The sequence below is a fragment of the Aureimonas sp. OT7 genome, assembly GCF_014844055.1.
GTDB classification, from domain to species: Bacteria; Pseudomonadota; Alphaproteobacteria; order Rhizobiales; family Rhizobiaceae; genus Aureimonas; species Aureimonas altamirensis_A.
Genome location: NZ_CP062167.1, coordinates 2,177,611 through 2,196,349 on the forward strand (window position 1 = coordinate 2,177,611; position 18,739 = coordinate 2,196,349).

At 64.5% G+C, this 18,739-nt stretch carries 19 protein-coding genes and 1 pseudogene; 9 read left to right on the forward strand and 11 right to left on the reverse strand.

What is annotated here, in order from left to right:
* Nucleotides 1-51 precede the first annotated feature (51 nt).
* The 5 genes from dprA to ruvX are packed head-to-tail and all read right to left on the reverse strand — an operon-like array spanning nt 52 to nt 4,496.
* Nucleotides 52-1,137, reverse strand: coding sequence for a DNA-processing protein DprA (gene dprA, locus IGS74_RS10465; RefSeq protein ID WP_192386081.1), 1,086 nt, complete (start codon nt 1,135-1,137; stop codon nt 52-54).
* A gap of 11 nt (nt 1,138-1,148) precedes the next feature.
* Nucleotides 1,149-1,757, reverse strand: a complete 609-nt coding sequence (gene plsY / locus IGS74_RS10470; RefSeq protein ID WP_192386082.1) for a glycerol-3-phosphate 1-O-acyltransferase PlsY — start codon at nt 1,755-1,757, stop codon at nt 1,149-1,151.
* Complete coding sequence (locus tag IGS74_RS10475) at nt 1,757-3,064, reverse strand: dihydroorotase (RefSeq protein ID WP_192386083.1); 1,308 nt, start codon at nt 3,062-3,064, stop codon at nt 1,757-1,759. The genes plsY and IGS74_RS10475 overlap by 1 nt, the downstream gene beginning before the upstream one ends.
* Nucleotides 3,061-4,014, reverse strand: coding sequence for an aspartate carbamoyltransferase catalytic subunit (locus IGS74_RS10480; protein WP_192386084.1), 954 nt, complete (start codon nt 4,012-4,014; stop codon nt 3,061-3,063). Before IGS74_RS10480 ends, IGS74_RS10475 begins: the two co-directional genes overlap by 4 nt.
* Entirely contained in the window at nt 4,011-4,496 is a 486-nt protein-coding gene (gene ruvX / locus IGS74_RS10485) for a Holliday junction resolvase RuvX (protein WP_192386085.1), read from the reverse strand. Before ruvX ends, IGS74_RS10480 begins: the two co-directional genes overlap by 4 nt.
* Before the next feature lie 65 nt (nt 4,497-4,561).
* Between ruvX and IGS74_RS10490 the strand changes: the two genes are divergently transcribed.
* The 6 genes from IGS74_RS10490 to IGS74_RS10515 all read left to right on the forward strand — a co-directional run bounded on the left by IGS74_RS10490 (nt 4,562) and on the right by IGS74_RS10515 (nt 9,616).
* Entirely contained in the window at nt 4,562-5,263 is a 702-nt protein-coding gene (locus IGS74_RS10490) for a metal-dependent hydrolase (protein ID WP_192386086.1), read from the forward strand.
* Nucleotides 5,264-5,368: 105 nt separating this feature from the next.
* Complete coding sequence (gene gatC / locus IGS74_RS10495; RefSeq protein WP_192386087.1) at nt 5,369-5,656, forward strand: Asp-tRNA(Asn)/Glu-tRNA(Gln) amidotransferase subunit GatC; 288 nt, start codon at nt 5,369-5,371, stop codon at nt 5,654-5,656.
* A gap of 45 nt (nt 5,657-5,701) precedes the next feature.
* The gene (gene gatA / locus IGS74_RS10500; protein ID WP_192386088.1) at nt 5,702-7,183 is read left to right on the forward strand and encodes an Asp-tRNA(Asn)/Glu-tRNA(Gln) amidotransferase subunit GatA; all 1,482 of its coding nucleotides are present in this window, start codon (nt 5,702-5,704) and stop codon (nt 7,181-7,183) included.
* A 66-nt stretch (nt 7,184-7,249) separates the two neighbouring features.
* Nucleotides 7,250-8,746 (forward strand): Asp-tRNA(Asn)/Glu-tRNA(Gln) amidotransferase subunit GatB, encoded by a 1,497-nt coding sequence (gene gatB / locus IGS74_RS10505; RefSeq protein ID WP_039190203.1) that lies wholly within the window; start codon nt 7,250-7,252, stop codon nt 8,744-8,746.
* 82 nt (nt 8,747-8,828) lie between these two features.
* On the forward strand, nt 8,829-9,209 hold the full coding sequence (locus IGS74_RS10510; RefSeq protein ID WP_192391731.1) for an NADH:ubiquinone oxidoreductase subunit NDUFA12: 381 nt from the start codon (nt 8,829-8,831) through the stop codon (nt 9,207-9,209).
* A 2-nt stretch (nt 9,210-9,211) separates the two neighbouring features.
* Nucleotides 9,212-9,616, forward strand: coding sequence for a DUF2155 domain-containing protein (locus IGS74_RS10515; RefSeq protein ID WP_039191138.1), 405 nt, complete (start codon nt 9,212-9,214; stop codon nt 9,614-9,616).
* 83 nt (nt 9,617-9,699) lie between these two features.
* On the opposite strand, the gene IGS74_RS10520 is transcribed toward IGS74_RS10515, so the two are convergent.
* From IGS74_RS10520 to rlmJ, 4 genes are all read right to left on the reverse strand, one after another.
* Complete coding sequence (locus IGS74_RS10520) at nt 9,700-9,972, reverse strand: hypothetical protein (RefSeq protein WP_039188680.1); 273 nt, start codon at nt 9,970-9,972, stop codon at nt 9,700-9,702.
* Nucleotides 9,973-11,179: 1,207 nt separating this feature from the next.
* Nucleotides 11,180-11,776 (reverse strand): glutathione S-transferase, encoded by a 597-nt coding sequence (locus IGS74_RS10525; protein WP_052194660.1) that lies wholly within the window; start codon nt 11,774-11,776, stop codon nt 11,180-11,182.
* A gap of 24 nt (nt 11,777-11,800) precedes the next feature.
* On the reverse strand, nt 11,801-12,274 hold the full coding sequence (locus IGS74_RS10530; RefSeq protein WP_039190209.1) for a hypothetical protein: 474 nt from the start codon (nt 12,272-12,274) through the stop codon (nt 11,801-11,803).
* Between the two features lie 53 nt (nt 12,275-12,327).
* On the reverse strand, nt 12,328-13,134 hold the full coding sequence (rlmJ, locus tag IGS74_RS10535) for a 23S rRNA (adenine(2030)-N(6))-methyltransferase RlmJ (protein ID WP_348641864.1): 807 nt from the start codon (nt 13,132-13,134) through the stop codon (nt 12,328-12,330).
* Nucleotides 13,135-13,316: 182 nt separating this feature from the next.
* Between rlmJ and IGS74_RS10540 the strand changes: the two genes are divergently transcribed.
* From IGS74_RS10540 to IGS74_RS10550, 3 genes and pseudogenes are all read left to right on the forward strand, one after another.
* Complete coding sequence (locus tag IGS74_RS10540) at nt 13,317-14,429, forward strand: alkene reductase (protein ID WP_192386090.1); 1,113 nt, start codon at nt 13,317-13,319, stop codon at nt 14,427-14,429.
* An 88-nt stretch (nt 14,430-14,517) separates the two neighbouring features.
* Entirely contained in the window at nt 14,518-16,626 is a 2,109-nt protein-coding gene (locus tag IGS74_RS10545) for a molybdopterin oxidoreductase family protein (RefSeq protein ID WP_192386091.1), read from the forward strand.
* Nucleotides 16,627-16,672: 46 nt separating this feature from the next.
* A pseudogene (locus IGS74_RS10550) lies at nt 16,673-16,924 on the forward strand (molybdopterin dinucleotide binding domain-containing protein); the annotation flags it as partial.
* Nucleotides 16,925-16,934: 10 nt separating this feature from the next.
* On the opposite strand, the gene purN reads toward IGS74_RS10550, so the two are convergent.
* Both purN and purM read right to left on the reverse strand, forming a co-directional pair.
* Nucleotides 16,935-17,597, reverse strand: coding sequence for a phosphoribosylglycinamide formyltransferase (gene purN / locus IGS74_RS10555; RefSeq protein WP_192386093.1), 663 nt, complete (start codon nt 17,595-17,597; stop codon nt 16,935-16,937).
* The gene (purM, locus tag IGS74_RS10560; protein ID WP_192386094.1) at nt 17,594-18,664 is read right to left on the reverse strand and encodes a phosphoribosylformylglycinamidine cyclo-ligase; all 1,071 of its coding nucleotides are present in this window, start codon (nt 18,662-18,664) and stop codon (nt 17,594-17,596) included. Before purM ends, purN begins: the two co-directional genes overlap by 4 nt.
* Between the last annotated feature and the right edge of the window lie 75 nt (nt 18,665-18,739).

Here is an 18,739-nt window from a genome sequence, read left to right on the forward strand (position 1 = left end):
CAGCGTGGTTGCGCCGGTCAAGTCCGACAGTGGAATCCGCCGGCCGGCGGATCAACGATAAAGGGACACCCGACCACCGGCATGACGCTGCAGGCGGCCGGCCAGATCCAGCTCCATCAACAACTGCTGGATGTGGCGTGCCGAGCTGCCCGTGTGCACCACCAACTCGTCCACGGTCACGGGTACCGTGCCCAGCGCGTCGATGACGGTACGGTCCTCCGCAGCCTCGGGGCCCTCGACGCCGATCGCGCTGGAAAGGCCGGGCAGAAGCCCTGCTTCCAATCCAAGCGCCTCGGCAAGGTCGGCCCCGTCGCGTATCAGGATCGCGCCCTGGCGGATCAGGTCGTTCGGCCCCTCTGCCCGCGCGTCGAGGGGAGAGCCGGGAACGGCCAGCACCGGCCGACCCATCGCCTGTGCCAGGCGGGCGCTGATGAGCGAGCCCGACCGCAAGGCGGCCTCAACCACCAATAATCCGTCCGCAAGTCCGGCCACCAGCCTGTTGCGACGTGGAAAATCGGCCGCGCGGGCCGTCCAGCCGAATGGCATTTCCGATATGAGGCACCCGCCGTGATCGAGGATGCGCCGCATGAGCGGCTTGTTCTCGGGCGGATACGGCCGGTCGAGCCCTCCGGCGAAGATGCCTGCCGTACCGGTGGCAAGGCTGCCTTCATGGGCTGCGGTGTCGATGCCGCGCGCCAGGCCGGACACGACCGTGAGCCCTGCGTGGCCCGCTGCCTGCGCAAGGCTGTGCGCCAGGCGGCTGCCGGCCAGGGAGGCGTTGCGCGCACCGACGATGGCAAGCGCCCGGCGTTTCGGAAGGGCTGCGTCTCCCATCACCGTCAACACCGGCGGGGGCGGCGCCAGCCGCGCCAGGGCAGGCGGATAATCAGCCTCGCCGTGGAAGACGATGCGCGCGCCGAACCGCGTGGCCTTTTCGATCTCCGTTTCGGCCTGCCCGCGCTCTGCCGGCTGGAAGCGGTGGCCGGCCTTGCCGTTGCGGTCCGCAATGGCGCGTACCGCGGTCACGGCATCGCCATGCGCGGCGATCAGCGCCTTGAAGCTGGCGGGCCCGATACCCCGTCCGCGCACGAGTTGCAGGCGAGCCACCTTCTCCTCATCCGGAAGGACCGCGTCCATGGGCACGCCTGTCAGCCCTTCGAGCCGATTTTCGTTTCCGTTCCAGTGGCAAGCCGGCGGATGTTGGCATGGTGCTTCAGATAAACCAGCACGGTCAAAAGCGCGGCAAGGCCGGCTATGGTGTCATAGCCGAGCAGCCAAAGTGCGATCGGAACGACAAGTGTCGCTGTCAGCGCCGCCAGCGAGGAATATCGAAACAACAGCGCCATCGCGAGCCAGATGGCCGCAAAGATGGCGACTCCCAGCGGAGCCAAACCCAGTAGGACGCCGATATAGGTGGCAACGCCCTTGCCGCCCTTGAAACCCAGCCAGACGGGAAAGAGGTGGCCGAGAAAGGCGAAGAGGCCGGCGATGCACGCGACTTCGACGCCCCAGCGCCAGCCGATCAGCACAGGGATAGTACCCTTAAGTATGTCGCCGGCCAAAGTGAGCGCGGCCAATGGCTTGTTGCCGGTTCTTAATGCGTTGGTGGCGCCGATATTGCCGGACCCGATCTTGCGGATATCCCCAAAGCCGAAGGCCCGTGCCAATACGAGGCCGAAGGGGATGCTGCCGCATAGATAGCCGATACAGGCTGCCAGCAGCGCCGTCTGTACGGGCAGGTCCCCCATCATCGCCATCACGCATCATCCTCCGCCAATCGATAGACGACTTTTCCGCCGACGATGGTACAGACCGCGCGCCCCTGGAAGCGCGCATTCTCGAATGCGGTGTTTTTCTGCAGGGAGCGGATATCGCCGGGGCCGAAGATGAAGGGCCGGTCGAGATCGACGAGGGTGATGTCCGCCGGCTTGCCCGGCGCCAGCGTGCCGCCATCCAGCTTCAGCATCCGGGCCGGACCGATGGTGAGGGCGGACAGCAGGCGCATCAGGGGGACCGCGCCGGAATGATAAAGCCGCAAGGCGGCGGGAAGCAGGCTTTCCAGGCCGATGGCGCCGGCCGCGGCCTCCGCGAAAGGGCGGCGCTTTACGTCGGCATCCTGCGGATCGTGCGAAGAGACGATGATGTCCAGCGTGCCGTCTGCCAGGGCGTCGACCATGGCCTGCCTGTCTTCCTCGCGGCGCAACGGCGGCGACAGGCGGAAGAAGGTGCGATACTCGCCGATATCGTTTTCGTTGAGCGTCAGGTGGTTGATGGAGACGCCGGCTGTCGCCGAGACGCCCTTGTCCTTGGCAAGGCGCATGGCATCCACGGACATGCCGCACGACAATTGCGCGGCGTGGTATCGAACGCCCGTCAGCGCCGCGAGCCGCAGGTCGCGCTCCAGCGGGATCGTTTCGGCCTCGCGCGGGATGCCCGGCAGGCCGAGCCAGGAGGCAAGAAGCCCTTCGTTCATCACGCCCGAGCCGGTCAGCGCGTCATCCTGCGTTTCGTGGCAGAACAAGGCGTCGAAATCCCGCACATAAGTCATGATGCGGCGGATCAGCGCCGGGTTGGACAGCGTCCGCCGCCCCTCGGTGAATGTATGGACCCCGGCCTCGGTGAGAATGCCGATCTCCGTCATCTCCTGGCCCAGCAGGCCGCGTGTCAGCGCCGCGGAGGGAAACACGTTGACCGCGCATGTCTCGCGCGCGGTACGCATGACGAACTGGGCCAGCGCGACCTCGTCGATCACCGGGTTGGTATCGGGCATGGTCAGGATGGAGGTGACACCGCCGCCGGCGGCCGCCTCTCCCACGGAATGGATCGTTTCGCGATGCTCGAAACCCGGCTCGCCGATGAACACGCGTGCATCCACGAGGCCCGGGATGGCGAGAAGGCCGCGTGCATCGATGACATCGGCGCCGTCGGGATGGCCGGCATTCAGCGCATCGCGCCCGCATGCGGCCACCGCGCCGTCCCGAACGATGATCGCCCCGACCTCGTCGAGATTGCGTGACGGATCGATTATCCTTGCGTTTTCAATAACGAGCGGGCGGGTTCTCATGCAATGTCTCCGTCGTTGCCGGCCAGCCATTCCATGACGGCCATGCGCACGGCGACGCCCATCTCAACCTGTTCCTCGATCACGCTTTGCGGCCCGTCGGCGATGCCGGAGGCGATTTCGACGCCGCGGTTCATCGGGCCCGGATGCATGACGAGCGCATCGGGCCGGGCCAGCGCCAGTTTCTCGGCGTCCAGCCCGAAATGCCGGAAATATTCGCGGACGGAGGGTACGAACGCGCCCTCCATGCGCTCGCGCTGAAGGCGCAGCATCATCACGACGTCGACGCCGCGCAGACCCTCGGTCATGTTGCGATGGACGCTGACGCCCATGTCCTCGATGCCGGAGGGCATCAAGGTGGACGGGCCGACCACGCGGACTTCTGCGCCCAATGCATTGAGAAGCAGGATGTTGGACCGCGCGACGCGGCTGTGCAGAACGTCGCCGCAGATGGCGACGGACAGTCCCGCGACCCGCCCTTTCCGGCGGCGGATGGTGAGCGCGTCCAGAAGCGCCTGCGTCGGATGCTCGTGCGCACCGTCGCCTGCGTTGACGACGGAGCAGTCCACCTTTTGTGCCAGCAGCGCGACGGCGCCGGCGGCGTGATGGCGCACAACGAGGATATCGGGCCGCATCGCATTCAGCGTCATCGCCGTATCGACGAGGGTTTCACCCTTCTTCACCGAGGAGTTGGCCACCGACATGTTCATGACGTCGGCGCCGAGGCGTTTGCCTGCAAGCTCGAACGAGGATTGCGTGCGGGTGGACGCTTCGAAGAAGAGGTTGATCTGCGTACGCCCTTTCAGGGCGGACTTCTTCTTGTCGCGCGAGCGGCTGACGGCGATTTCGCTTTCGGCGAGATCGAGCAGGTGATGGATGTCCGGCAGCGAAAGCTGCGCGATCCCGGTCAGGTGCCGGCGCGTCGGGGCGGGGGTGGTCTGTGCTGGGCTCATATCGAGTTCTGCTCATAGGCCAGCCCGGCCAGCCTGTCGAGCGCGCCTTGCAGGATGAAGGCGGCCGCCGCCGAATCGATCTTCGCGGCGCGCTTGCGCCGCGACAGGTCGGCCTCGATCATGCCGCGCTCGGCCGCGACAGTGGAGAGCCGCTCGTCCCAGAAGGCGATGGGCCTCTCGTCCAGCCGGCTGTAATTGCGCGCGAATGCCCGTGTCGACTGGACACGGGGCCCTTCGCTGCCATCCATGTTGAGCGGCAGCCCCAGCACGATGGCACCGCAGCGGGCTTCGTCCAGCGCCTTGCGCAGGGCCGCCGCATCCTGGGTAAACTTCACGCGGGCCAGTACGGGGCGCGGCGTAGCGAACCGCAGGCCGAGGTCCGACACGGCAAGGCCGATGGTCTTGGTGCCGAGGTCGAGCCCGGCAACCACGGTTCCGGCGGGCAGAAGGGCGGAAAGATCCGCAATTTCCACGATGGCCATCGGTTCTTGATCCCCCGGGGTATGGCGTCACATATGGCGTATCACGCACGCGGAGCGCTTCTAGCATGAGACTGACCTATTACGGCCATTCGGCCTTCCGGATCGAGGCCGGATCGAGCACGATTCTCGTCGATCCGTTCCTGACGGGGAATCGCCATTTCACCGGTGATGTCGCCGAGGTGGCGAAGGGCGTTACGCATATCGCGCTGACGCACGGTCATTCCGACCATGTGGGCGATACGCTCGATATTGCCCGCCAAACCGATGCGCGCGTGATCGGCAATTTCGAGCTGGCCAACTGGCTGGCCGCAAAGGGCGTGGCGAACGTGGAGCCCGGCAATACCGGCGGCACGCTCCGATTCGACGACTTTTCCGTCACCTTCACGCAGGCATTCCATTCATCCGGCAATGTCGAGGAAGACGGGCAGGTGACCTATCTGGGAATGCCGAACGGCCTCGTCTTCCACTTTTCCGACGGGCCCAGCATCTACCACATGGGCGATACCGATATCTTCGGCGACATGGCCCTGATCCAGGAGTTGCATCATCCGCAGATCGGCCTCGTGCCGATCGGCGACCGCTTCACCATGGGGGCGGCCGTCGCGGCGCTCGCCTGCCGCCGCTATTTCGCGTTCCAGAAGATCGTGCCGATCCATTGGGGCACGTTCCCGCCGCTCGACCAGGGCACCGAGCGTTTCGAGGAAGCCATGGACGAGGACGCATCGCGCGTCGTCAAGCCCCGGATCGGAGTGCCCTTCGAGGTTTGATGCCCTGAAGCCAAGGCGCGTTCGGGCGGCACCGTTGCCCCCGGACGCCCGGCCCGATATAGCGACGGGGCAAATCTCGTCATCCCTGTTTGGAAGGCCGTACCCGTGTCCGTCGATAAAGAAACCGTCCGTCGCGTCGCCCGCCTGGCGCGCATCGCCGTTTCCGAAGACCAGCTCGATTCGATGCAGGGCGAGCTGAATGCCATTCTCGGCTTCGTCGAGCAACTCGGCGAGGTGAATGTCGATGGCGTGGAGCCGATGACCTCAGTGACGCCCATGGCCATGAAGAAGCGGCAGGATAAGGTGACGGACGGCAACAAGGTGGCGGACATCCTCGCCAACGCGCCCGTGTCCGAAGACAATTATTTCGTCGTGCCGAAAGTGGTCGAGTAGGCCAGACAACCGCCCGTCCATGCTTTCCAGAACTGCGATATCACGATGACCGAACCGACAAGCCTGACCATTGCAGAAGCGCGTGACGCGCTCAAGGCGCGCAGCCTGTCCGCCGTCGAACTGACCGACGCCTATCTTGCCGCCATCGATGCGGCGAACCCGGCCTTCAACGCCTATGTCAGCGTCACCGCCGACAAGGCGCGCGGCATGGCGCAGGCCTCCGATGCACGGCTGGCCGCCGGCGCGGCCGGCGCTTTGGAGGGCATCCCCCTTGGCGTCAAGGATTTGTTCGCCACGGAAGGCGAGCACACCCAGGCTGCCAGCCATATCCTGGACGGTTTCCGCCCCCGCTACGAATCGACCGTGACGGCCAATCTTTGGGCCGATGGTGCGGTGATGCTGGGCAAGCTCAACATGGACGAGTTCGCCATGGGCTCGTCCAATGAGACCAGCCATTATGGCCCCGTGGTCAACCCCTGGCGCGCCGAGGGCTCCAACCGGAACCTCGTTCCCGGCGGGTCGTCCGGCGGGTCGGCCGCGGCCGTCGCCGCCCATCTGTGCGCCGGCGCGACGGCCACCGATACAGGTGGTTCGATCCGCCAGCCGGCCGCCTTCACCGGAACGGTCGGCATCAAGCCCACCTATGGCCGCTGCTCCCGCTGGGGCACGGTGGCTTTCGCCTCGTCGCTGGATCAGGCCGGCCCGATCGCGCGCGATGTCCGCGATGCCGCCATCCTGCTGAAATCGATGGCCTCGGTGGACGACAAGGACACCACCTCGGTAGACCGCCCCGTGCCGGATTACGAGGCGTCCGTCGGCCGCTCGGTGAAGGGAATGCGCATCGGCATCCCGCGCGAGTACCGGGTGGAGGGCATGCCGGAGGAGATCGAAGCCCTGTGGCAGCAGGGGATCGCCTGGCTGCGCGATGCCGGCGCGGACATCGTCGACGTGACGCTGCCCCATACGAAATACGCCCTGCCGGCCTATTATATCGTGGCCCCGGCGGAGGCATCGTCCAATTTGGCGCGTTATGACGGCGTGCGCTACGGCCTGCGCGTGCCCGGCAAGGACATCGCCTCGCTGTACGAGAACACGCGGGCGGCCGGCTTCGGTGCAGAGGTCAAGCGCCGCATTCTGATCGGCACCTATGTGCTGTCGGCTGGCTACTACGACGCCTATTACCTGAAGGCGCAGAAAATCCGCACGCTGATCAAGCGGGATTTCGAGACCGTCTTCGCCGATGGCGTGGATGCGCTGCTGACGCCGGCGACGCCCAGCGCGGCCTTCGCCATCGGCGACGAGGAGATGAACTCCGATCCGGTCAAGATGTACCTTAACGACGTGTTCACCGTCACGGTCAACATGGCGGGCCTGCCGGGCATCGCCGTGCCGGCGGGGCTGTCGGGGCAGGGCACGCCGCTGGCGCTGCAGTTGATCGGCCGTCCGTTCGACGAAGAGACGCTGTTTGCGACGGCTTCGGTGATCGAGCAGGCGGCGGGACGTTTCACACCCGCCAGATGGTGGTAGACGAACCTTTCCGGCAAGACAGGATGCGCCGTCATACGGCTGCGTCGAACGATACGAGATAGTTGAATGACCATCGTCGATACGCGCATACCCGATCCGAAGAAATTCATTTCCGGCGCCACCGGGGATTGGGAAATCATCGTCGGGATGGAAGTCCACGCCCAGGTCCTGTCCGAGGCGAAGCTGTTTTCGGGTGCCTCCACCACCTTCGGCGCCGGGCCGAACGAGAATGTCAGCCTGGTCGACGCGGCGATGCCCGGCATGCTGCCCGTCATCAACGAGGAGTGCGTCCGGCAGGCCGTGCGCACCGGCATCGGCCTGAAGGCGAAGATCAACAACCGTTCCGTCTTCGACCGGAAGAACTATTTCTACCCTGATCTGCCGCAGGGCTATCAGATATCGCAGTTCCAGCAGCCCATCGTCGGCGAGGGCATCGTCAAGGTTTCCGTAGGGCCGGATTCGAAAGGCGAGTTCGAGGAGATCGAGGTGGGCATCGAGCGCCTGCACTTGGAACAGGATGCCGGCAAGTCGATGCACGACCAGCATCCCACGATGTCCTATGTCGACCTGAACCGTTCGGGCGTCGCCCTGATGGAGATCGTCTCCAAGCCGGACATCCGGTCGGCGGAGGAGGCGAGGGCCTACCTAACCAAGCTTCGCACGCTTCTGCGCTATCTCGGCACCTGCGACGGCAACATGGACCAGGGTTCCATGCGCGCCGACGTCAACGTGTCGGTGCGCCGCCCCGGTGGCGACTTCGGGACGCGCTGCGAAATCAAGAACGTCAATTCCATCCGCTTCGTGGGACAGGCCGTCGAAGCCGAGGCCCGCCGGCAGATCGCCCTGATCGAGGATGGCGGGACGGTGGAGCAGGAAACGCGCCTCTTCGACCCGGCCAAGGGCGAGACGCGATCCATGCGCACCAAGGAGGACGCGCACGACTACCGCTACTTCCCGGACCCGGACCTTCTGCCGCTGGAATTCGACGACGCGTTCGTGGCTGCACTTGGGGAGAAGCTGCCGGAACTGCCGGACGACAAGCGCGCGCGCCTGATCGCGGGGGGGCTCTCGGCCTATGACGCCTCCATCCTTGTATCGGAAAAGGCGATTGCCGACTTTTTCGAGCAGGTTGCCGAAGGACGCGATGCCAAGCAGGCGGCGAACTGGGTCATCAACGATCTTCTCGGCGCACTCAACAAGAACGGGCTGTCCATCGACCAGACACCGGTGACCGCCGCGCAGATGGGCGCCGTGCTGGACCTGATCCGCGAGGGCGTCATCTCTGGCAAGATCGCCAAGGATCTCTTCGAGATCGTCTGGACCGAGGGCGGCGACCCGCGCGAGCTCGTGGAAAGCCGGGGCCTGAAGCAGGTGACGGATACGGGCGCCATCGAGAAAGCCGTGGACGAGGTGATCGCGGCCAATCCCGACAAGGTCGAGCAGGCCAGGGCCAAGCCGACACTGGCCGGCTGGTTTGTCGGACAGGTCATGAGGGCGACAGGCGGCAAGGCCAATCCCCAGGCCGTGAACGACCTCGTCAAGGCGCGGCTGGGGCTGGAGTGATTGGACATTTGCGCCGTCTCGGCGCATATGCAGATCAGGCAAGGCCGGGCATGTCCGGCAAACCGGGAATGACGCGATGAAGTTGAAAGACTGGCTGCTGGAAATCTTCACCTGGTGGCACGGCCAGACCATCGGAACCCGCTTCTACACCTGGCGCTTCGGCAAGCGCGTGGGCGAGGATGAGCGCGGCAACGTCTATTACCAGAACGCCGATGGTTCGCGTCGGTGGGTCGTCTTCAATGGCCCCGTCGAGGCGACAGCCATCGGAACGGGCTGGCACGGCTGGATGCATTTCCGTGTGGATACGCCGCCATCGCAGGAAGACTACCAGCCGCGCGCCTGGCAGAAACCGCATCAGCAGAACCTGACGGGCACTGCGCTGGCCTATCGCCCCAAGGGCTCGCTCCTCAATACGGCGGAGCGTCCGCGCGTGACCGGCGATTACGACGCCTGGCAGCCGTGAGCCTGTCCACCCTCTGCAAGCGGACGGCATTGGCTGCCGTGGCTGTCGTCGTGGCTGCGATACCGGCTGACGCAGCACGGCTGGAAAATCGTGTCGCCGTGTTTTCCGGGCTCGACAAGATCACCGGCCGGATCACCAGTTTCGACGCCTATGTGAACGAGACGGTCCAGTTCGGCACTCTGCAGGTGACGCCGCGCGTCTGCTACAGCCGCTCGCCGGACGAAGCGCCGAAGACCGACAGCTTCGTAGAGGTGGACGAGATCACCCTGGAGCGTGAGATCCGGCGTATCTTTACCGGGTGGATGTTTGCAGATTCGCCGGGCCTGAATGCCGTGGAGCATCCGGTCTACGATGTCTGGCTGAAAGATTGCCGCGACGATTCCAGCGTGCCGCCGCCGCAGGGCTGACGGCCTTCCGGCACCGCTCGTTTCGGACCACTCGCTTTGGGCGAGGGGGCGGAAGCGCGGACGAAACCGCCCACCGCCAACCTCTAATAGTAGTTCACTTCCCAATCCGCGAGGGCGTGCTGGATGCACTCCCTTGCGAGCTCGAGCCGCATCCGGTTGAGTTGCGACTGGCGGAGCTGCCAACGGCGCTCACTTGCGGTTTTCACCAGCTTGCGTGCGACGGTCAGCAGGTCTTCGGGAACGATTCTATGGGCGATGCCCGTGAATGCATCCACCGGCAGGAGATAGCCGTCTTCGGTCTCGACGAGACGTCCGGGGATATGCCTCCATTCGCCGGTCTTGAACCGGACGTGCATCAGTCTTCCGCAGGCGGAAGGAATGATGCAGACGGTGGAGGAAATATGTTAGAGGCTGGATTAGCCATGATGCTCCTGTTCCTTAGCTGTGAGCGTTATGGTTAGGCCCGGTGTGGGAGCGGTAACTCCCCATCGGGCCGATTAGATTTATAGGAATAAAGTTGCAGGATGGCAATCGACCTCCTGTATTTTGCCTGCTACGAGCGTGGCATTGGGGCGAAGCAGAAAAGCGTTGCGCAGGCCCGACGCTGCCTTGGACGGTGAGCCTCCAAGGCTGAGGCAACAGGCCTGTCCTCGATCAGGAGTGAGAGCGATGGTTCTACCAATCGTGATCACGCTACACATCAGAAAAGCCCGGAGCGGCTGGCAGGCCAAGCTCCGGATCATTTTCTTAACAAAGTAGTGCAAGGTTCCTGGCTGTTAACGCACCCAGGGACACTCCCGACGATAATCGGCTTCCAATCCCCGATCAAGTCGATCAGTCGTCCGGCTGATATCAGATATAGGAATCGATGCGTCTTTTCGCTAAAGGCGATTGCGTCGGCGCGTCCTATGGGCGTCCGGCATCGAGGCGAAGCAGTACAGCGTTGCGCCAGCCCGACGCTGCCTTGGACGATGAGCCTCCAAGGCTGAGGCAACAGGCTTGTCCTCGATCAGGAGTGAGAGCGATGGATCTACCGATCGTAATCACGCTGCACATCAGAAAAACCCGGAGCGGCTGGCGGGCCAAGCTCCGGATTCAATTTCTGACTATGTAGTGAACGGCCCTCGGGTGTTAACGCACCCGGGGGCCACTTCTGAAGATAGCGGCGCAGCGAGCCTCGATCAAGTGGCCCAAGATAATCATTCTGTTATTCGATATAGGATCGATGCACCGTTTCGCTAAAGGCGATTGCGTCGGTTCGTTCAATGGGCGGCTGGCATCGGGGCAAAGCAGTAAAGCGTTGCGCCAGCCCAACGCTGCCTTGGACGATGAGCCTCCAAGGCTGAGGCAACAGGCTTGTCGTCGATCAGGAGTGGGAGCGATGGTTCTACCGTTCGTGATCACGCTACACATCAGAAAAACCCGGAGCGGCTGGCAGGCCAAGCTCCGGGTGATTATTCTGGTCAAGTAGTGAAAAGCCCTCGGGTGTAATAGCACCCGGGGGCACTTCTGACGATAAGCGAAACGGCTCCGTCCATCAAGCCAGTGTTGCCCCACGTTCGGTCACGCCATAGGCTTCAATTCCTCGAACGCCGGATAGGACTTTGCGAACTCCTCCAGCCAGCGGACCAGATTCGGGTTCTCGCCTTCCCACTCACCGCCGAAACGGAGGGACAACCATCCGAGATCTGCGGCCAGCGCGAAATGAGCAATATTCGGCTGATCGGGCAGGGCGGCAACTTCGCCATCCAGAACCTTCAAGGCACGCATCGCACGGCCCCACTGCTTGTCCATCATCGGCTGGTAGCGCATTTCCTCCGGCCGGTAACGGACTTCGTACAGCCGAAGCTGCGCGCATTCCGTCGCGCCGTCGATCAGCGATTCCGTCCGCTTAGCCTGTAGCCACGCGTCCATCGTTTGGGGAATCAGGAGATTTCCGCTGAGCCGGTCGAAATATTCGCAGATGACCTTGCTGTCGTGCACGGACGAGCCGTCATCGAGAAGGAGAACCGGAATCTTGCCGAGCGGGTTGGCCGCAATCAGCTCTGCCGGCGCGGAGCCGGTATCGGTGGAGACGAGTTCCAGTTTCAGGTCGCAATGGTGCGCGGCCAGACGGACCTTCGATGCATAGGGCGAAGGCTTGGAATACAAAAGACGCATGATGCTTCCCGATTGAAAGCCGCGTCAGAAGCGACGCAGCGATTGGCAGTTGGCGCCGTAGACGCGCCAGGCATCATAACCCAGGAAACAGCCCTCCGCACGCCAGCCGACGCCCGCAAAGCCCATGGGATATTCGATGACGTAGTAGACGTTGTTGGCCGTGGTGCCGCCCTTGTAGTCGCCGCCGGTCACCAGGGCTTGCCCCTGGCAGTAACGGCGCTCGACGGTGCGCAAGCCGATGGCGGGGAAGTATGCCTTCTCGTGGAGCCCGGCAAATTCCATCACGGCCAGCGGACGGCCCTGGACGTTGGGCGCCCCATATTCGAACTGGTCCTCGATCTTCGCAAGGACGCGAGGGTCGTTGCACGCCGGCACATTGCTGCGTACCACGACGGCCGTCTGTGCCTCCGGCACGGCGCGAAAATAATCGGCGGCCTGAGCGGCCCCCGCCGCAAGGCTGGCCATCACGCTTGTCGCGGCCAGAATACCGAGCTTCATGACTGTTTCGTCCCCTCAGGCGGTATGAGATATGCAACCTCTGGTAACATAGCTCATATGCGCTCCGCCGCCAGCACATTGATGCCACAATGCGCCGTGGACGAACGGGAGAGGACGGGGAGCAACACTTCCATGATGGTTCGGGCTTCCCCTGCGAAGCCGTAGGGCGGGTTTATGACGACCAGCCCGGAGCCGACGAGCCTGTCTTCCGCACCGAAATCCTCGCGCAGGAAGTCGAGCGCCAGGATATCGGGTATGAGGCTGGCCGACAGCGCCTCGTGGAATTGGCCGACATCCGATTTTCGCTTGATCGGATACCAGACCGCGAACGTCCCCCCCGCCCAGCGGCGCACGGCCTTCTGCAGATGATCCACGATGCGTTGGAACTCGCCCGCCTCCTCGAAGGGAGGGTCGATCAGCACCATTCCGCGCTTTTCCTTTGGCGGCAGATGGGCACCGAGCGCAAGCCAGCCATCCAGGTGAATGGCTTTCACCTGCACGTCGCCGGCAAATGTATCGGCCAGCGCCCTGGCGTCCTCCGGATGCAGTTCGTAGGCCGACAGCCTGTCCTGAGGGCGCAGCAGGCGACGGATCAGCATCGGCGAGCCTGGATAGGCCCTGTGCCCGGCCTCGCTGTCGACCGTTTCGACAGCACCGGCATAGGCGGCGAGGAGCGGGTGCGAACGCGCGCTGCTCGCCATGAACAGGTCGATGCCGGCTTTCGCCTCGCCGGTGCGCAACGCCGCTTCGGACGCAAGGTCGTACACACCGATGCCGGCATGGGTATCGTAGACGCGGAACGCCTTGTCCTTGCGCTTGAAGCTTTCCACAAGCCGAGCCAGAAGCGCGTGCTTGTGCACGTCGGCGAAATTTCCCGCATGGAATGCGTGTCGATAATTCAAGTGCTTGCCGCCTTGTTCCGCGATCTCGAACGCTCCGTTCACGGTTTTGCGTACGCGCGGAGAGTTCGCCGTAGCCATATCGGGGAACTCCGTCCGCCGGAAGCGTGTTCGTTCCGGACCAATGAAGAGGGGTATTTCCCGTGAGCCAGCATAAGATTTTCGAGCCGGTCGATCTCGGTCCAGTGCGCCTGCGGAACCGTGTCGCCATGGCGCCGCTGACGCGTTCCCGGGCAACGCCGGACGGCGTGCCGAAGGAGATGCACGTCGAATATTACCGCCAGCGCGCCGATGCGGGCCTGATCATCGCAGAGGCCACGAATATTTCCCCCGAGGGCCGTGGCTACGCCTGGACGCCGGGCATCTGGACCGATTCCCAGGTTGTCGGGTGGCGCAAGGTGACGGACGCCGTCCATGAGGCCGGCGGCCACATCTACCTTCAGCTCTGGCATGTCGGACGCGTGTCGCACCCCGACCTGCAGCCAGGCGGTGCCCTGCCGGTGGCGCCGTCCGCGGTGAAGGCGAACGGGCAGAGCTTCACCGAAGCCGGTATGCAGGACATGGTGACGCCGCGCGCGCTGGATATTTCGGAATTGCCACGCGTGGTGGACGATTACAGGCATGCCGCCAGGCAGGCCAAGACTGCCGGCTTCGATGGCGTCGAGATTCATTCGGCCAATGGCTACCTTCTCGACCAGTTTCTGCGTGACGGCGCCAACAAGCGCACCGACGCCTATGGCGGCTCGGTGGAAAACCGCCTGCGTTTCCCGCTCGAAGTGGTGGACGCCGTCACGGAGATCTGGGGCGCCGAACGCACCGGCATCCGGATATCGCCGGTCAGCCCGGCCAACGATCTGCTCGATAGCGACCCGGCAGAGGTGTTCGTGCCCTATGTGGAAGAGTTGTCGCGCCGCAAGCTGGTCTATCTTCACGTCATCGAAGGCGCCACGCGGGGCGAGCGCGACGTAAACCGCTTCAAGCCCTGGAGCCTCAGGGATCATTTCTCCGGCCTCTACATGGCCAACAACGGCTACACGCGCGACCTGGCCCTGGAGCGTGTCGATTCCGGCGAGATCGACATGGCCTGCTTTGGCCGGCCCTTCATCTCCAATCCGGATCTCGTCCGGCGCCTCGAACTGGGCGCGCCGCTGGCCAAATGGGACGAAAGCACCTTCTATGGCGGCGACGAGCGTGGCTATACGGATTATCCGGCACTGACGCCCGAAGAGATCGCCCGGTACGGAAGGGCCGTCTGAGCATCACGGCGACACATGAACGATCCGGATGCCTCGGATCGTCAAATTGAATGAGGAAAGCGGCTGTGTGCTTTGATATAAGGGGCGCATGAACAAGCCGCTTCCCATCGCCAAGGGCCATACGGCCTGCCCGCACGATTGCCCGTCCACCTGCGCGCTCGAGGTGGACCTGATCGACAATCGCACCATAGGACGCGTTCGCGGGTCGGATGCCAACAGCTATACGGCCGGCGTCATCTGCGCCAAAGTCGCCCGCTACGCGGAACGGGTCCACAACCCCGATCGTCTGATGCTGCCCATGCAGCGCGTGGGCGGCAAGGGCGCGGGCGGGTGGCGCCCCGTCGCCTGGAGCGACGCGCTCGACATCGTCGCCGACGCCTTCGTGAAGGCGGAAGCAAGATACGGCTCCGAGGCGGTCTGGCCGTTCTATTATGCGGGCACCATGGGGCTTGTGCAGCGCGACGGCATCAACCGGCTGCGGCACGCCAAACGCTACTCGGGCGAATTCGGCTCCATATGCGTCAACACGGCCTGGACGGGCTGGTACGCGGGCACCGGGGCGCTGTCCGGAGTGGATCCTCGCGAGATGGCCAAGTCCGATTGCATCGTCATCTGGGGCACCAATGCGGTGGCAACGCAGGTCAACGTGATGACGCATGCCGTGCGCGGCCGAAAGGAGCGCGGCGCGAAGATCGTTGTGGTCGACATCTACGACAACGCCACGATGAAGCAGGCGGACATGGCGTTGAAGCTGCGGCCCGGCACCGACGCGGCGCTGGCCTGTGCGCTTATGCATATCGGGTTCCGGGACGGTACGGCCGACCGCGCCTACCTGGACCGCATGACCGACGATCCGGCAGGGTTGGAGGCGCATCTGCGGTCGCGTACGCCCGAATGGGCAGCCGGCATCACCGGTTTGAGCGTCGAGGAGATCGAGGCGCTTGGCGCGCTGGTCGGCCATACGCCACGGACCTATTTCCGGCTGGGCTACGGTTTCACACGCCAGCGCAATGGAGCGGTGGCGATGCATGCGGCCTCCTGCGTGCCCACCGTGTTCGGCCACTGGCAGCATGAGGGCGGCGGGGCCTTCCATACCAATGGCGGCATATTCGGGCTCGACAAGAGTTTCGTGGAGGGCGGTTCCTACGAGGATCCGTCGATCCGTCATCTCGACCAGACCCAGTTCGGTCGTGTGCTGACGGGCGATGCGGCGGCCCTGCAGGGTGGTCCGCCCGTTACGGCCATGCTGGTGCAGAACACCAACCCCGCCAATGTCTGCCCGGAGCAGCGGCTGGTGCATCAGGGCCTGATGCGCGACGATCTCTTCGTCGCCGTGCACGAACAGTTCATGACCGATACCGCGAAGCTGGCCGACCTTGTCCTGCCGGCCACGATGTTTCTGGAGCATGACGACATCTATCGCGGCGGCGGCCAAAGCCACATCCTGCTGGGGCCCAAGCTGATCGACGGTCCCGATACGGTCCGCAGCAACCACTTCGTGGTCGAGGAACTGGCGAAGCGGCTGGGTGTCGCCGACCGACCGGGTTTCGGCCTGACCGAGCGCGAGCATATCGACCGGATGCTCAAGACGAGCGGCTATTGCGGCGGCCTGGCGGAGCTTGAAGAAAAGCAGTGGCTGGATGTGCAGCCGTCATTCGAGAAGGCGCATTTCGTGGATGGCTTCGGTTGGGCGGACGGAAAGTTCCGCTTCAGGCCCGACTGGACGGGCATGCGCCCCGGAACCCGGCCGAACGATCGCATGGGCCTGCTTGGCGATTATCACAGGCTTCCGGACTTCCCCGACCATGTGACGCTGATCGAGGAAGCGGACGAGGAGCATCCGTTCCGCCTGGCGACGTCGCCGGCCCGGCAGTTCCTGAATTCGACCTTCGCGGAGACGAAAGGTTCGCAGCAGCGGGAAGGACGTCCCGAACTGATGATGCATCCCGACGATCTGGATCGTCTCGGCCTTGCCGACGGGCAGCGCGTCGTGGTGGGCAACGAACGTGGCGACGTGACCCTGCCGATCAAGGCCAGCGATACGGTGCGGCCCGGCGTGCTGGTGCATGAAGGGCTTTGGCCAAACAGCGCATTCGAGCGGGGCGAAGGCATCAACGTGCTGACGGGCGCCGATGCCCCGCCGCCTTTCGGCGGCGCCGCATTCCACGATACGCGGGTATGGGTGCGCGTGGCCTGAGCCGCTTTGGTCAGGCCGGGCTGAGGAGCATCTCTTCGGCGGCGGCGATCATGCCGAAGCGAAGCTCGGCCCTGCCGACGGGCAGCGCGTCGTGGTGGGTAACGAACGTGGCGACGTGACCCTGCCGATCAAGGCCAGCGATACGGTGCGGCCCGGCGTGCTGGTGCATGAAGGGCTTTGGCCAAACAGCGCATTCGAGCGGGGCGAAGGCATCAACGTGCTGACGGGCGCCGATGCCCCGCCGCCTTTCGGCGGCGCCGCATTCCACGATACGCGGGTATGGGTGCGCGTGGCCTGAGCCGCTTTGGTCAGGCCGGGCTGAGAAGCATCTCTTCGGTGGGGGCGATCATGCCGGAGCGAAGCTCGGCCCTGCCGTCGCGATAGGCGACATCGCCCCGCAACAACATGGCAAGCGCGTGCGGATACAGGCGATGCTCGGCGCGAAGCAGGCGGGACGACAACGCGTCGGCGTCGTCGCCGGGCAGGATCGGTACGGCCGCCTGCGCGATGATGGGCCCGCCGTCCATTTCCTCCGTCACGAAGTGCACGGTACATCCGTGTACCCGCATGCCTGCCTCGATGGCGCGCTCATGCGTGTGCAGCCCCGGGAAGAGCGGCAGGAGGGACGGGTGAATGTTGATCATCCGCCCGAGAAACCGTTCGACGAAACCGCGGCCCAGAAGGCGCATGTATCCGGCAAGGCAGATGACGTCCGGCCGCGCCGCATCGAGGGCTTGCGCGACAGCCGCCTCGTGCGCCGCACGGTTGGGATAGGCCTTGTGATCCAGCGCCAGGGTGTCGATGCCGGCGGCGGCCGCCGTTTCGAGCCCCTTCGCCTCGGGCCGGTTGGATAGAACCAACACGATCTCTCCCGGGAAATCGGCGGCTCTGGACGCCTCGATCAAGGCTTCCATGTTGGAGCCGCGCCCTGAAATGAGCACGGCGATGCGCTTCCGGGGCGGCGTCGTCACAGGGAGAGGTTTCCGTTGAATGTAACGGCCGGGCCGGCATGCCGTGCCAGGATGCGCCCCAGCGGCACCACCGTTTCGCCTTCGCGCTGGAGCACGGCGCCGACCGTTGCCGCATCCGCCGCCGAAACGACGACGATCATGCCGATGCCGCAGTTGAAGGTGCGCAGCATCTCCGACTCGGCAACACCGCCCTGCCGCGCCAGCCATTGGAACACCGCCGGCACCTTGAAGGCATCGAGATCGATGTCGGCGCTGAGGCCCTCGGGCAGAACGCGCGGGATGTTTTCCGGGAAGCCGCCGCCGGTGATATGCGCCAGCGCCTTGATGCCGCCGGTCTCGCGGATGGCGGCAAGCAGCGGCTTTACATAGATGCGTGTCGGCTCGATCAACGCGGCCGCAAGCGTTCGGCTGTCGTCGAAGGGGGCCGGCGCGTCGTAGGCCGCGCCGCTCCGCTCCACGATGCGGCGCACCAGCGAGTAGCCGTTGGAGTGGATGCCGGAGGAGGCGAGGCCGAGGATCATGTCGCCATCGGCAAGGCTGGCCGATGGCAGCAATTGTCCGCGTTCGGCCGCGCCGACGGCAAAGCCTGCGAGGTCGTAATCCTTTTCGGCATAGAGGCCGGGCATCTCGGCCGTCTCGCCGCCGATGAGCGCGCACCCCGCCTGGCGGCACCCTTCCGCGATGCCGGCGACGATGGCCTCGCCCTGCGCGGGGTCGAGCCGACCGGTGGCGAAATAGTCGAGGAAGAAGAGAGGCTCCGCCCCCTGTACGACGAGATCGTTGACGCACATCGCCACGAGATCGATACCGATCGTATCGTGAAGGCCGGTATCGATGGCGATCTTCAGCTTGGTGCCGACGCCGTCATTGGCGGCCACGAGAACAGGATCGGAAAAGCCCGCCGCCTTGAGGTCGAAAAGGCCGCCGAACCCGCCGATCTCGCCATCCGCGCCCGGACGCCGGGTAGACCTGACCAGCGGCTTGATGCGCTGGACGAGTTCGTTGCCGGCATCGATGTCCACGCCCGCGTCGCGATAGGTGAGGCCGTTGGTCTTCTGGTCGGTCATTGTCTCGAAACCTTCGTCTTTGCCGTTCGGTTGACAGAAGCGGGGATGGGAAACAAGTGCAAAACGTACGGAAAA